Annotated in this window: 12 protein-coding genes; 2 read left to right on the plus strand and 10 right to left on the minus strand. The window is 53.0% G+C overall.

Features of this window, described 5'->3' with window-relative positions:
- Positions 1-55 precede the first annotated feature (55 nt).
- The 8 genes from AC0MA3_RS15070 to AC0MA3_RS15105 form a co-directional block, all read right to left on the minus strand.
- Positions 56-892, minus strand: a complete 837-nt coding sequence (locus AC0MA3_RS15070; RefSeq protein WP_474656760.1) for an aldo/keto reductase — start codon at positions 890-892, stop codon at positions 56-58.
- Between the two features lie 272 nt (positions 893-1,164).
- A complete protein-coding gene (locus AC0MA3_RS15075; RefSeq protein ID WP_379159641.1) occupies positions 1,165-1,623 on the minus strand; it encodes a cupin domain-containing protein in 459 nt (152 codons plus the stop codon).
- Positions 1,624-1,763: 140 nt separating this feature from the next.
- Positions 1,764-2,699: an SPFH domain-containing protein gene (locus AC0MA3_RS15080; RefSeq protein WP_379159638.1), complete on the minus strand. Its 936-nt coding sequence runs from the start codon at positions 2,697-2,699 to the stop codon at positions 1,764-1,766.
- Positions 2,699-3,133 carry an NfeD family protein gene (locus tag AC0MA3_RS15085; RefSeq protein ID WP_474656761.1) on the minus strand — a complete coding sequence of 145 codons (435 nt, stop codon included), beginning with the start codon at positions 3,131-3,133 and terminating at the stop codon, positions 2,699-2,701. Before AC0MA3_RS15085 ends, AC0MA3_RS15080 begins: the two co-directional genes overlap by 1 nt.
- A 281-nt stretch (positions 3,134-3,414) precedes the next feature.
- Positions 3,415-5,073, minus strand: a complete 1,659-nt coding sequence (locus AC0MA3_RS15090) for a glycosyl hydrolase family 18 protein (RefSeq protein ID WP_474656762.1) — start codon at positions 5,071-5,073, stop codon at positions 3,415-3,417.
- Positions 5,074-5,579: 506 nt separating this feature from the next.
- On the minus strand, positions 5,580-6,224 hold the full coding sequence (locus AC0MA3_RS15095; RefSeq protein WP_474656763.1) for an XTP/dITP diphosphatase: 645 nt from the start codon (positions 6,222-6,224) through the stop codon (positions 5,580-5,582).
- Position 6,225: 1 nt separating this feature from the next.
- The gene (gene rph, locus AC0MA3_RS15100) at positions 6,226-6,984 is read right to left on the minus strand and encodes a ribonuclease PH (RefSeq protein WP_379159626.1); all 759 of its coding nucleotides are present in this window, start codon (positions 6,982-6,984) and stop codon (positions 6,226-6,228) included.
- 311 nt (positions 6,985-7,295) lie between these two features.
- Positions 7,296-8,420 (minus strand): GerMN domain-containing protein, encoded by a 1,125-nt coding sequence (locus AC0MA3_RS15105; RefSeq protein ID WP_474656764.1) that lies wholly within the window; start codon positions 8,418-8,420, stop codon positions 7,296-7,298.
- A 175-nt stretch (positions 8,421-8,595) separates the two neighbouring features.
- Between AC0MA3_RS15105 and AC0MA3_RS15110 the strand changes: the two genes are divergently transcribed.
- Positions 8,596-9,201, plus strand: a complete 606-nt coding sequence (locus tag AC0MA3_RS15110; protein WP_379159620.1) for a phosphatidylglycerophosphatase A family protein — start codon at positions 8,596-8,598, stop codon at positions 9,199-9,201.
- A 95-nt stretch (positions 9,202-9,296) separates the two neighbouring features.
- Positions 9,297-10,100: a hypothetical protein gene (locus tag AC0MA3_RS15115; protein WP_474656765.1), complete on the plus strand. Its 804-nt coding sequence runs from the start codon at positions 9,297-9,299 to the stop codon at positions 10,098-10,100.
- Between the two features lie 230 nt (positions 10,101-10,330).
- Here AC0MA3_RS15115 and AC0MA3_RS15120 read toward each other — a convergent pair whose 3' ends face one another.
- Together AC0MA3_RS15120 and AC0MA3_RS15125 are read right to left on the minus strand one after the other, a co-directional pair.
- On the minus strand, positions 10,331-11,461 hold the full coding sequence (locus AC0MA3_RS15120) for an MBL fold metallo-hydrolase (RefSeq protein ID WP_474656766.1): 1,131 nt from the start codon (positions 11,459-11,461) through the stop codon (positions 10,331-10,333).
- 41 nt (positions 11,462-11,502) lie between these two features.
- On the minus strand, positions 11,503-12,249 hold the full coding sequence (locus AC0MA3_RS15125) for a class I SAM-dependent methyltransferase (RefSeq protein ID WP_474656767.1): 747 nt from the start codon (positions 12,247-12,249) through the stop codon (positions 11,503-11,505).
- Positions 12,250-12,259: the final 10 nt, after the last annotated feature.

Consider the following 12,259-nt stretch of genomic DNA (forward strand, 5'->3'; position numbering starts at 1 on the left):
CGGAGGAGACTTGCTCTTTTTTGTGTGCAATATTTTATCTAATGTATTTAGTAGCTTAGAAGTTGAAATTATCCGGGTCCGGACCGAAGCGGTGATTCTGATTCAGGTCTTCAATCGCTTTGACATCCTCATCGCTGAGGGTGAAGTCGAAGAATCCCGCATTCTCCACGATACGCTCAGCATGCACCGATTTTGGAATCGTGATAACGCCTTGCTGGAGATCCCAGCGGAGCACAATCTGTGCTACGGTCTTGTTGTATTTACCAGCCAGTTCTTTCAACAGCGGGAGATCCAGATTGCCCTGCATGAGCGGGCTCCAGGCTTCTACCTGAATGTCATGCTCCTTCGCATACTTCAGCAGCTCGCGCTGGGTCAGCAACGGGTGGAACTCCACCTGATCTACGGCAGGAACCACTCCCGTATCGTCGATAATATCCTGCAGATGATGCGGCTGGAAGTTGCTCACGCCGATGGATTTGACGAGCCCCTCCTTTTGCAGATGAACCAGGGCTTTCCAGGATTCCCGGTACTTGCCGGCCACTGGCCAATGGATCAGGTACAGATCCACAACATCCAGGCCTAGCTTCTTGCGGCTGACCTCAAAAGCCTTCAGCGCCGACTCATACCCCTGGTCACCATTCCACAGCTTCGTCGTAATGAACAGCTCATTCCGGTCCACTCCGCTTTCACGGATAGCTTGTCCGACACCTTCTTCATTCTTGTATCCGGCAGCGGTATCGATACTGCGATAGCCCGTTTCCACTGCCGACTTCACAGCCTGAATGACTTCTTCACCATTCTTGGTCTGCCACACCCCAAGCCCCAGCCAAGGCATGGTTGCACCGTCATTTAACGTAGGTCCTCCAGAAAATGGCCCGTTTGCTTCAGTCATCATATAGCCCTCCAAACGTAATGGTATTAAGCGGATACGGCCCGCTACCCTATACACAGGTTAGTGTCCGTCTCGGCGATAACATAAAGATAATCCAAACCGCTGCATGTCAGCGTGCTCGTCCTCTTACAAACTTCCTTTAACAAACTTCCTTTAACCTTAAATCCGGCATAGGAATCAGCCCTTTTCAAAAATCAGTATAGCAGTTCATGCCCCTAATGCAAAAAATGGAGTATGGCTGCCTACACAGCCATACTCCATTGCCGCTCACTTTATTTTCCGATCAGCCTGAAATCATCGAAATGGAATTCCGGAGAGACAATACAGGAGACCAGTACCGGTTCTTCGCCGAGCGGCCGAGCTGCCTGCCATACACCCGGCGGAATAACCACCTGCGGCTGCTGGCCGGCTGCAATGTCGAGGCCCAGAACGACCTCAGTTACATTCTCGGGCTTATCACCGCTGCCTCCCAGGCTCAGGACAATCGGGCTGCCGGAATGCCACAGCCAGATCTCAGACGAGAGCACCGTGTGCCATTCTGAGGTTTCATCCGCATGCAGCAGAAAATAGATTGAAGAGGCTGAAGCTCTGGGCCCCGAGTAGCTCTCACCCAGAGTATCCTGTGGAATTTCAAAAGGAGCATTCCATAGTCTCTTGTACCAGCCGCCTTCTACGTGGGGCTGCAGCCCCAGCGCTTCCACCAGTGGCGAAATTTCTTTGTGCGTCACCATATTCTCTCCTTAAAGTTTTGCCCAGCAAAACTGGCTTCGTAAGGGTACACCTAAGTTGCGCAGTAAAACTGGCTTCATCAGTGTACCCTTCGTTTTGCTTTTACTTTAACGGAATGTGGCGCAATTGTAAAATATCCCTCTTACTTGCTCTCTTTGCTCGCCTTGAACACCTCAGCCATGGCGCCGAGTGCACCAAGCGTATCCACAGCACTGGTAGGCAGGAACACCTTGTTGGCCGCACCCTTGGACATTTCGGTCAATGCTTCAAAGGATTGATACGCCAGCACCCGTTCATCCAATCCGGCGCTGCCGATCAGTTGAATACGGGCCTTTTCGGCCTCGGCTACGGCCTGAATGGCTTTGGCCTGACCCAGTGCTTCCAGTTCCTGCGCCTGACCTAATCCTTCCGCTTGACGGATACGCGCTTCCTTATCGCCTTCCGCCTTCAGGATCTTACTCTGCTTGTCACCTTCGGCACGCAGGATCATATCCTGCTTAGCGGCTTCGGCTTCCAGCACGATCGCGCGTTTGCTGCGCTCTGCCTTCATCTGCTTATCCATCGCTTCCTGGATATCGAGCGGCGGCTTGATATCGATAACCTCTACGCGCTCGATCCGAACGCCCCACTTCTCCGTGGCCTCATCCAGCGCCAGGCGGATGTCCGAGGAGATCTTTTCCCGGCCTGATAAGGTTTCATCCAGCTCCAGCTTACCAATGATCTGCCGCATGGTAGCTGTGGAAATATTGCGTACCCCGTATACATAATCGGATATACCGTAGGTTGCTTCTTCCGGACCTACCACCTGATAGAAAATAATCGTATCGATCTGAACCTGTACATTATCCTTGGTAATCACTGTCTGCGGCGGCACATTGGCCTGCTGAATCCGCAAATCATGATACGTCCGTACCTGATCGATAATCGGTATGAGAATATTAAGTCCCGGTGTGAGCAAACGGTGGAATTTACCGAGACGCTCTACAACCCCTACCCGCTGTTGCGGTACGATTTTGACAGTTAGTGCGACAAATACGACAACAACAAAAATGATAATCCCAATAATAGCCCATTGCATTAGAACATATCCCCCCATCGTACTACTTCAATAATTGTCGAGCTTCTTCCAACTACTTTGACCACTTCATCCTTGCCCAGCGGCTCTATGGAGGTTGCACTCCAGGTATCGCCGCCGACCTTAACCTGGCCGTATCTTCCCGGCTCAATCGGTTCAATGACTACCCCTTGCCTGCCCACAATCTCAGTCCCTGTATCCTTGAAACCCCGCGAACTGCGGAATCTCGCCACCAGCGGCTTGGAGCAAATCGTCAGCCCCAGGGCAACGATCGAACCGGCCAAGACCTGCAGTAATACCGCATCCGGCAGCAAAAGGGACACAAGACATGCTGCCAGAGCACCGATGCTTAACCAGAGCAGATAAAACGTAAGCGTCATCATTTCGACTACAAACAGGACACCGGCTGCAACTAGCCAAAACACCCAGAACACCATCGGTGAACCCACCACCTTCCGCTATATACTACTATAACGAAAAAAACGGCCTCGCGTTGCAATAAGTTTTTGAAGGCATGGATCTAGGCATCCATAACCATTATATTTCATCCGATGGTAGCTTATGATGACAATACATTCTTCCTGTCTGAAAATGCAGCGGCGGAGAATACGAAAATAGATGGAACGGCATTCGCTTGATCCGCCGGAAATTATCAATCGGCAAAAAGCCTGCAGAGTCGGCGCAGCCTTCTCAGCAAGCTTTTGGTTATTCAAGATTGTTAATTCAACAGCCAGAGAGCAGGTGTCAAAACCGGCTCCCAGCCTGGCAGCGAGGTATGTGCCTGGCGACAGGTGTACACATTGCCGCCATAGCTCACTTTGTCGCCCACTTTGTAAGCGACTCCTGCTGCCCAGGCGGTTACTCCCGGAGTCGCTGTTGGAGTTGGGGTAACTGTAGCAGTGGGCGTTGGCGTTGGTGTAGCTGACGGTTTCACTGTAGCGGTTGGCGTTGGGGTAGCTGTTGGTAATGATGTCGGTGTCACTGTTGGCGTAGCTGTTGGCGTGGGTGTAGGCACCACTCCACCGCCCAGATCGGTGTTCAGCTTGTTCTGCAGAGTTTTGTTACGGTCGCCGCTGGTCTCCCAGAACATCGCTCCTGCTAGTCCTTTGGTTTTGATATAACTGGTTTTGTAGCCGAAGGACTCTACGTCATCATAGCTGATGAATGTTTGTGCAGACGGATTATAGAGATAAGGCACTTTTGAGGTGTTGTTCCAATAGCGGGTATAGCCGTTTTTGTTAATATAGTTGGCTTCGAGATCGTAGAAGTCATAGCTTCCCTTTTCCCATGTGCCTGTGGACGAAATACCGGCTGATACCTGATATTGTCCGTTTCCTGTACCCGGCGCACCGCCCCAGCCGCGTCCATAGAACGGCATGCCCAGTACGAGCTTATTCGCCGGGACTCCGCTTGCGAGGTAGCTTGTGACGGCTTTGTCAATATTGTAATTCGCCGGCTCAGTCAGACCTGATGAGGCTGCAGCCGGATCGTAGTAGAGCGGAGCATTGTGTCCTGTAGTCTTGTTCCAGCTGCCGTTGAAGTCATAGGTCATAATATTGATCCAGTCGACAACGGCAGCAATGCCGCTAAGGTTATTGTTCTGAATGTATGCCGGGCCTGCTCCCGAGGCGATGGTCAGCAAGTAGGTTTTACCATCGGCAGTTCCGGCTGCATTCAGCTTTTCACGGATTTTCTGCAGTAGCAGAACGTAATTCTGCTTATCCTCCGGACGGTAGCTGTTACCTGCAAGACCGCCGCTGACCGGATACTCCCAGTCCAGATCGACACCGTCCATTTTATATTTCCGGATGAAATCAACTGCGGAATTCGCGAATACTTCACGGGTCGCTGCCGTGGCGGCAACGTCAGAGAAGCGGTTCGACCAGGTCCAGCCCCCGACGGATATCACCGTTTTCAGGTTGGCGTTCTTCTCTTTCAGTTTCCAGAGCTGCTTTAGATTGCCTTTAATCGGGTCATCCCACTTGTCATCCCCGAAGCTTTTCTGGGCATCAATCCAAGGATCACCCAGCACAATCGTGCCATTCGGAACGCTAATCGTCTGACCTTGTTCATTTTGACAGGTCCAGGTGACCGGATTCGGTCCGGTAGGGTCGGGATTGCCATGAACCCCATTCCAGCAAATATCTGCAAACGCATAGTTAATCACATTCATTTTGCTAGGATCGATATCCGTTACATTGTAGGCCCGCCCATAGGCAGCCCAGGAAGCATAATAACCGACGAGCTTGTAGCCCGCAGCAGCATTTGCCGTTTTAATATTGGTGCCTATCGTTGATAAGAGTGCAATCACAAGAGCAACGGCCATGCCAAGCGCAAAGGTTTTACGAAATCTGCTGTTTGTCGACCTCATTTTCATTTACCTCCTCGGTTCGGTACATAGCTTGTAATCCTGCTTCACAGGCAAAGCTCTTTGTGTCACCTCCATATTGGGATTTACCTTCATCCATCGTCTCTATCAAATTCACGACATCCGGATGCTAGATTAAGTACACAAAAAAGCACACGAAAAATGATCATTTGTGCTCTTAATCTTGTAATCTTTTCATAGCTGCAATCTCGGTAATGTTGTCTGGTGTAAGGGCTGGTCTTGTGCATAAGAAGTACAGGAGGGATAGTCCACATCTAATAAGAGGAAGAGGATTTATAACAAAAGAAAGGATGAAGGCAATTCTTATTTTCATACAATGCATAACATTAAGCTAGGGGGAAATTTCCATACTTAGGGGGTAATATCATCTAATTTCCATTTATCACTGTATAAAAAAAGCCTGCCGCAACTCTCGCGGACAGACTTTTTGAAGGGCACAGGCGAGCCTATAACTAGATGGGATACATCAAAATCCCCGCCTGATTTGTATTTTGTTATTGACCCTGCGGTTCCTGGTGCGCTGCAAGCTTCCCGGTTAACAACCGCAATGCCTTCCCCCGGTGGCTGATGGCCTGCTTTTCTTCCAGCGTCAGCTCGGCCATAGTTTTGTCGTACTCCGCCAAGTAAAAGAGGGGATCATAACCGAAGCCGCCTGCCCCCGCCTGCTCGGAGGTAATCCAGCCTTCTGCAGTTCCCTCAGCGGTCCATTCTTTACCCGTCGAAGGGTCGTAAAGGGATAACGCACAGACGAAACGGGCCGTACTAAGCAGGGGCTGGTCTGTATCCTCACCCTGTTTCAGCTTTTCCAGCTCATTCAGCAGCTTCAGATTATTCTCATGATCGCTGGCACCTTCACCCGCATAACGGGCGGAGTAGACTCCGGGTCTTCCTTCCAAGGCATCCACACAGAGCCCGGAGTCATCCGCCAGAACGGGTAGGCCAAGAGCATCCCCGACGGCTTGGGACTTTTTCAGCGCATTCTCGGCAAAAGTAACCCCATCCTCCACCACATCGGGCAAGTCCGGGTAATCGAACATGCTCTTAACGGTTAAGCCGAGCGGTGCAAATGCATGCTGAAACTCCCGTACCTTCCCCTTGTTCTTCGTCGCAACAATCAGAATACCGCCGCGGGAATCCATGCTACACCTCTTGGCCGGGCTGGCCGGAGGGGATTTTGAGTGCTATCGCTCCAAGCACTTCCTTCTGTACGGCAATCAATTCGTGGATTCCCTTCTCACCCAGACCCAGCAGCTGATCCAGCTCCTGGCGGGTAAAAGGACGCTCTTCGCCGGTACCCTGAACTTCAACAAAAGCTCCGCCGCCGGTCATGACTACATTCATATCGACCTTCGCTTTGGAATCCTCTTCATAGTTCAGATCAAGCAGAGTCTCATCACCGACAACCCCGACACTGATCGCTGCCAGATAGTCTGTGATTGGAAACACGCTCAGTTTATGCTGGAGCGCAATCTTGTTGATCGCAAAGGCCATAGCGACAAAAGCGCCCGTAATCGAAGCTGTCCGTGTTCCGCCATCCGCTTGGATGACATCGCAGTCCAGCGTAATGCTGCGCTCGCCGAGAGCATGCAGGTTCACTACAGAACGTAGTGCGCGGCCGATCAGACGCTGAATTTCCATCGTACGCCCGGTCAGCTTGCCGCGTGCCGCTTCACGCTGATTGCGCGTCTGCGTCGCACGGGGGAGCATGGAATACTCGGCGGTTACCCAGCCTTTACCCTGTCCTTTCAGGAATGGAGGTACCTTCTCGTCCACCGTAGCGGTACAAATGACCTTGGTGTCCCCCATTTCAATGATCACGGAACCTTCCGCGTATTTATTGGTTTGAGTCGTTATTGTCAGCGGCCTTAGCTGATCTGCATTGCGCCCGTTTGATCTCATCTTTTCTGCCTCCTACATCTCTAGCTCTAAGTTTGTTGTGAATTGCATTTACAGGAAAATAACACTCCATTAGCCTCAGCGTCTGCCCTCTTACATTCTAAGCAGAAAGGGATGCCATCCCCATAAGAATCAGGACGGCATCGCCTTGAAATTCCATCTATAAGATTCGGAAAAGCCAGGCATAGATACCTGTAACGCTTACGGTAGCCGGTTCAGTAGATTTCTGACTCCCTGTAGCAGCCGTTTCTTCTTAGCAAGTTTATTCTACCAAAGAGCAGGCACAAAAGCATCTTTTGCCCTTACCTTCGATTCTAGAGGGGCAGCACATTCACATATTCAGGGGCCGATACCGGCTGTCCGTAGTCAACGTTATTGGTGCCGGTTACTGTTTTTTGCCCGTTCATGCGGATCTGCACCAGGGCATCGTCGGCGTTCTGCGCAACGGTAAGCACAACGGATTCCAGCATTTCCGCCGGAACTCCCTTACCGTCCGCGAACATATCATCCTTCAGGGAAACGGTGACCACCCCGTTTTGCCCGGCTTCAACCGAGTCCAGCACTGTCTCCTGGGTCATTACCATCTCCAGCCCCTTCTGCGTCTCCGGACCGGCAATCAGCTCATTCAGCGCCGCCTTCAATGGTTCCTGTCCTGCGGGTACAAAGCGGGTAACAGGTACATAATACTGATAACTGCCGTCAGACGAAGCTGCAGAAAAGTATACCGTGACCGCGCTCGAATTCATCAGCAACGGTCCATTTTGGGGCAGGTTGATTCCGAAGGTCCGGGTTAACGGGCGGTCCAGCGGTGTGCCGAGCAGCGGCATCTCCGTAAGCTTCTTCCCGTCCACCCACAGCTGCACGCCCTGAATTCCGTCCTGTCCGGTCAGTGTCCAGGTGACCGCTTCAAGTATTTTGCGTTCATCTTCCGCTTCGTAATCATTAAACTTGGAGTTGAACTCAACCACGGCCAGCTTATCCTTATCCACGGTGATGTTCTTCACTTCCGTTCCGGCAGGAAGCACACCCTTGAAGCCCTCAGGCAATGCTGATGCATACTTCCCTTTGCTGACCAGTGCAGTGAGCGAATCTTTCAGCATGGCTTCATCCTTGCCTTCCTGCAGGCTCAGGGACACCGGGGCTAGCAGGCCATTTCCATCTTCCAGAAAGACGGTTGTCCGCTCTCCGGCTGCAGCAGCCTTAGAATTATCCGTACTTACCCCGGCCGACAGGTCAGCCCCCTCCAGCGCTACGGGTCCGAATACTCCTGTATCCAGTGTCCCATCACCGCTGACTTGCAGCATCTGCGCTTCGACCTCACTTGGCGGCGGATCCACCGCTGCCGATTCCGAGCCGAACAGCGTACAGCCGGACAAGGTTAACGGAACTGCGAGCAGACATGCTGCGGAGAGCCCGCGGATGTGTTTCATATGTTTCATGAATGATTACCCCTTTCAACGCTTGAGATCAGTTGTACTGCTATGTATACGAGCCCTCTGCTCAAAAAATAACAACAGCTTATCCTGAATTCCCGGTTTCTGGACAATTGCAGCGCAGGCAGGGTACAATTTTCTAAGCTATCCAAACTAAGACACATTTATGGGGTGACTGATCATGGCTGATGCTAATGCAAAAATACCTTACAGTCTAAACAGCAAAAAAGTCGCGGAAGCAACCAGGTTCTGGCTGCAAAAACGCGGAGTATCTTTGGAAGAAATCGCCGAGCTGGTGATGCTGCTGCAGAAGAAATATTATCCGAACCTCACGATGGAAGAATGTGTGCATAACGTAGAGATGGTGCTCAGCAAACGTGAAGTCCAGAACGCCGTTCTCACAGGTATCCAGCTGGATGTTCTGGCTGAAGAGGGCAAGCTATTCTCCCCACTGCAGGATATGATCGAAAATGATGAGAGCTTATATGGCGTCGATGAGATCCTGGCATTTTCCATTGTGAACGTATACGGGAGTATCGGCTTCACCAACTACGGCTATGTGGATAAGCTGAAACCCGGTGTGCTTGAACGGCTGAACGACAAAACTACCGGCCAAATCCACACTTATCTGGACGACATTGTGGGGGCTGTGGCTGCTGCAGCTAGCTCGCGCATCGCGCACCGGAAGCAGGCCGAACGCGAGCAGGAGCTTGGCCTACCGCATGAGCCTGAAGATCTTGAAGCCGCGTCACGGAAGACAGCGCAAGAGGGAACGCAGCCGGAATAGCGGATTGCCGGATATTGGATCTGCCGACTTCGGACAGACCACCACATATGGCTGGTCTGCTCCGAATAATTGAGGGTAAGGAAGGTGAGGACAGGATGACCTATTCCTTTGTGATCAGCCCTGTGCTGGTACAGGATTTTGAGAGTGAAGATGAGCTGATCGAGCGCTGCAAGGAGTGGAATCTATTATCCACCACAGCGACCAGGGTCAAAACCTATCTGTATAAGCGGCAAGGGCTTTCTTTGCCCTGTGAAATTGTAGGTTATGTGGATCCTCAGACCGTTGTAATTCAATTCGAGAACAAACAGCAGCACTGTATTCACCCTGCTTATCTAAAAGAAATGCAGACTGCCTCGTTCGGCTCAAGAGCAGGCGCTGTATCCGAAGCAGCGAAGACGGAGGACTCCGGAACTGATCCTGAAGAGGCCATGGTGGAAGAGGGGGCAGCAGATTCAGCAGCCGGTACGGAAGAAAACGGAGACGCAGAGGTCACACCTTCAATGGCTGTGAGATTGGGGGCTGAAGAAGATGCAGCCGTTGTAGCCGACGATATGCCAGATGCTCCAAAGAAAAAGCCGGCCAAATCCCCAAAGAAGACGGCCCTAGTTCTACCTGAAGAGAAGCTGCAGATGACGGCTGTCGTCAAAGAATTCACAACCGTACCCAATCATTTCTCCGATAACGATGATGAGGTAATCATTTACGAGGGGGTGTCTGTGGAGGGTCACGATCTTGCGATCGAAGAAGTCTGGTCCAGCCACAGCGCAACGCTAAAAAAACTGGAGCTCGCTGTCGGCGATACCGTGTCCTTTGAAGCAAAGGTCGTGGCTAAGAAGCTCACTCAGCATCCAGTTAAGTACAAAATCAATAACCCATCCAAGATCAAAAAGCTGGGCTGAGCGTTGTGCCGGGTGGTTCAGCCAAGAGCGCCTCGGCAACAAAGGAACCGCCTCGGGCGACTCCACAACGGCACTTCTGCCGTTGTTTCTGAGCAAACCCGCCCACGGTGCCTCAACAACGGCACTTCTGCCGTTGTTTCTCAAAAAGGCCAGACCACGTATACATGGGGTTCCCCCTGTCCATACGTGGCCTGGCCTTGTTCATCTTCTGCTGCTCGTCTACGCGCAGCTTACTTCACTGCCGCGAACGTGGTTACACCGCCGGACACCGGCTGGATGACCTCCGCCCGCTCCCGGCGCACCAGCTCGGCCAGATGGGCCAACGCCTCGCTCATGGCAAACCGCATCTGGTGCGCGTTCGACACGCGGCTGCGGAACAGCGCTTCGCATACCGCGAAGCCGCTGAGCGGGCCACCTTCGAGCAGAGCGGCAGTCGTATACAGCCGCTCCTCATGATGGCGCAGCAGGCTGTCCGCCCGCTCCGTGAAACCCGCAAACGGTTTCCGGTGGCCCGGAAACGCCTGGGTCACCCGGAGACTGCGAAGCTCGCGCAGCCCCTCCATGAAGGTCAGCAGCGGCTGCGGATCGCTGCCCGGCTGCAGGCTGACATTGGGCGAAATTTGCGGCAGCACGGTGTCGCCGCACAGAATCTGCCCGCTGCCGCCGTGGTAAAAGGACAGGTGCCCCGGCGCATGCCCGCCGGTCACTAGCGGCTGCCACTCCCGGTGCCCCATGGGGAACGGATCGATAGTATTGAGATATGTCACCTCAGGCTGAGGGGTGACCTGGGGCAAGAAGCGCTCCAAATGCTCCCTGATCCCCTCCACCCAATCCCCAGGCATGCCATGGCTGATGAAGAACAGCGGCAACGCTTCATTCAGAGTAGCCGCTTCTCCCCAGGTCATCCGGGCTTCGGAATGGGCCCGTTCCGACATCCACACCCTCCCCCCGCTGCGGGACTGCAGCCATCCGGCAAGACCGTAGTGGTCCGGATGATGATGCGTGACCACAATATCCCGGATTCTGCCCCATGAATAGCCCAGCTCCTCCAGAACATTCTCCCAGGCAAGCTCCGCTTCGGGCGTATGCGGACCAGGGTCGATAACCGTAAGCTGGCCGTTCCGGTCAGGGAGAATATAGCTGTTCACCTGGCGCAGAGGCGGGTCCATCGGAACCGAGACCTGAATAATGCCCTCCTCCCATGAGGTCAGATTAGCCTTTCGCATATTACCGTCGCTACCCTTCCCTGGGGTTAGCTCTATCTTCCTCACGCTATCGTCGCCCCCTTCCCCTCGGGTCAGTTCCGCCTTTCGCATGCTGTCGTCCCCACCTCCCCCTCGGGTCAGGCCCGTCTTCTTCATGCTGTCATCACCGCCTTCCCCTGGGGTTCGGTCTGTCTTCTTCACGATGTTGTCACTGGGCGTACACCTGTAAAAATCATCCGCCCGGAGCTCTCCGCCACATATTCATCTTCCTCATAGCTGCCGTGGACAGCCTCCAGTTGAAGACCTGCGGCTGCAATCATCCCGCGGAATGTATCCAGCGGATACAGCTTGACGCGCTCATGGTATACACGGGGAGCTCCACCGGACTTCGAGGTCAGGATGATATCCTTTTTGACATAGCCATCCTCAATCCGCCGCGACTCGTCTATCAGGGTATCCCCAGCCTCACGGACGGAGTGTGGAACCAGATGACGGATGACATGGGCCGGATTCAGAAAATCCACAATGAATTTGCCTCCAGGCACTAACATACGGTGGATTTCCCGAAGCACCTTCACCTGCTCCTCGTCCTCTTCAAAGTAGCCAAATGAAGTGAACAAATTCACCACAGCTTCAAAACCACCCTCAAGCGGCAGCTTCCGCATATCTGAACGTATCCAGGTCACAGCTTCGGCTCCGGTCTGCGCCCGTGCTTCGCGCAGCAGCGACTCAGACAGATCCACACCGGTAACCTTATATCCCGCCTCTGCAAGAGCCAGGGAATGGCGACCCATCCCGCAGCATAGATCAAGCACCCTGGCCCCCTGAGGCAGCCCCAGCCATCCGATCATCCGCTCCACCTCGCGCCGCGCTCCACCGAAATCCCTGTGTCTGTAGACAATTAAGTAATCCTCACCAAAGCTCTCCTCATACCACTCACCCATGTTCCTTCTC

The organism is Paenibacillus sp. LS-5, from assembly GCF_056121505.1.

Excerpts from the sequence above, each read along its gene's own strand:
- AC0MA3_RS15070 (WP_474656760.1), bottom strand. The coding sequence starts at position 892 with ATGACTGAAGCAAACGGGCCATTTTCTGGAGGACCTACGTTAAATGAC.
- AC0MA3_RS15125 (WP_474656767.1), bottom strand. The coding sequence starts at position 12,249 with ATGGGTGAGTGGTATGAGGAGAGCTTTGGTGAGGATTACTTAATTGTC.
- AC0MA3_RS15075 (WP_379159641.1), bottom strand. The coding sequence starts at position 1,623 with ATGGTGACGCACAAAGAAATTTCGCCACTGGTGGAAGCGCTGGGGCTG.
- AC0MA3_RS15080 (WP_379159638.1), bottom strand. The coding sequence starts at position 2,699 with ATGCAATGGGCTATTATTGGGATTATCATTTTTGTTGTTGTCGTATTT.
- rph (WP_379159626.1), bottom strand. The coding sequence starts at position 6,984 with ATGAGATCAAACGGGCGCAATGCAGATCAGCTAAGGCCGCTGACAATA.
- AC0MA3_RS15105 (WP_474656764.1), bottom strand. The coding sequence starts at position 8,420 with ATGAAACATATGAAACACATCCGCGGGCTCTCCGCAGCATGTCTGCTC.
- AC0MA3_RS15090 (WP_474656762.1), bottom strand. The coding sequence starts at position 5,073 with ATGAAAATGAGGTCGACAAACAGCAGATTTCGTAAAACCTTTGCGCTT.
- AC0MA3_RS15120 (WP_474656766.1), bottom strand. The coding sequence starts at position 11,461 with ATGAAGAAGACGGGCCTGACCCGAGGGGGAGGTGGGGACGACAGCATG.
- AC0MA3_RS15115 (WP_474656765.1), top strand. The coding sequence starts at position 9,297 with ATGACCTATTCCTTTGTGATCAGCCCTGTGCTGGTACAGGATTTTGAG.
- AC0MA3_RS15085 (WP_474656761.1), bottom strand. The coding sequence starts at position 3,133 with ATGGTGTTCTGGGTGTTTTGGCTAGTTGCAGCCGGTGTCCTGTTTGTA.
- AC0MA3_RS15110 (WP_379159620.1), top strand. The coding sequence starts at position 8,596 with ATGGCTGATGCTAATGCAAAAATACCTTACAGTCTAAACAGCAAAAAA.
- AC0MA3_RS15095 (WP_474656763.1), bottom strand. The coding sequence starts at position 6,224 with ATGGATTCCCGCGGCGGTATTCTGATTGTTGCGACGAAGAACAAGGGG.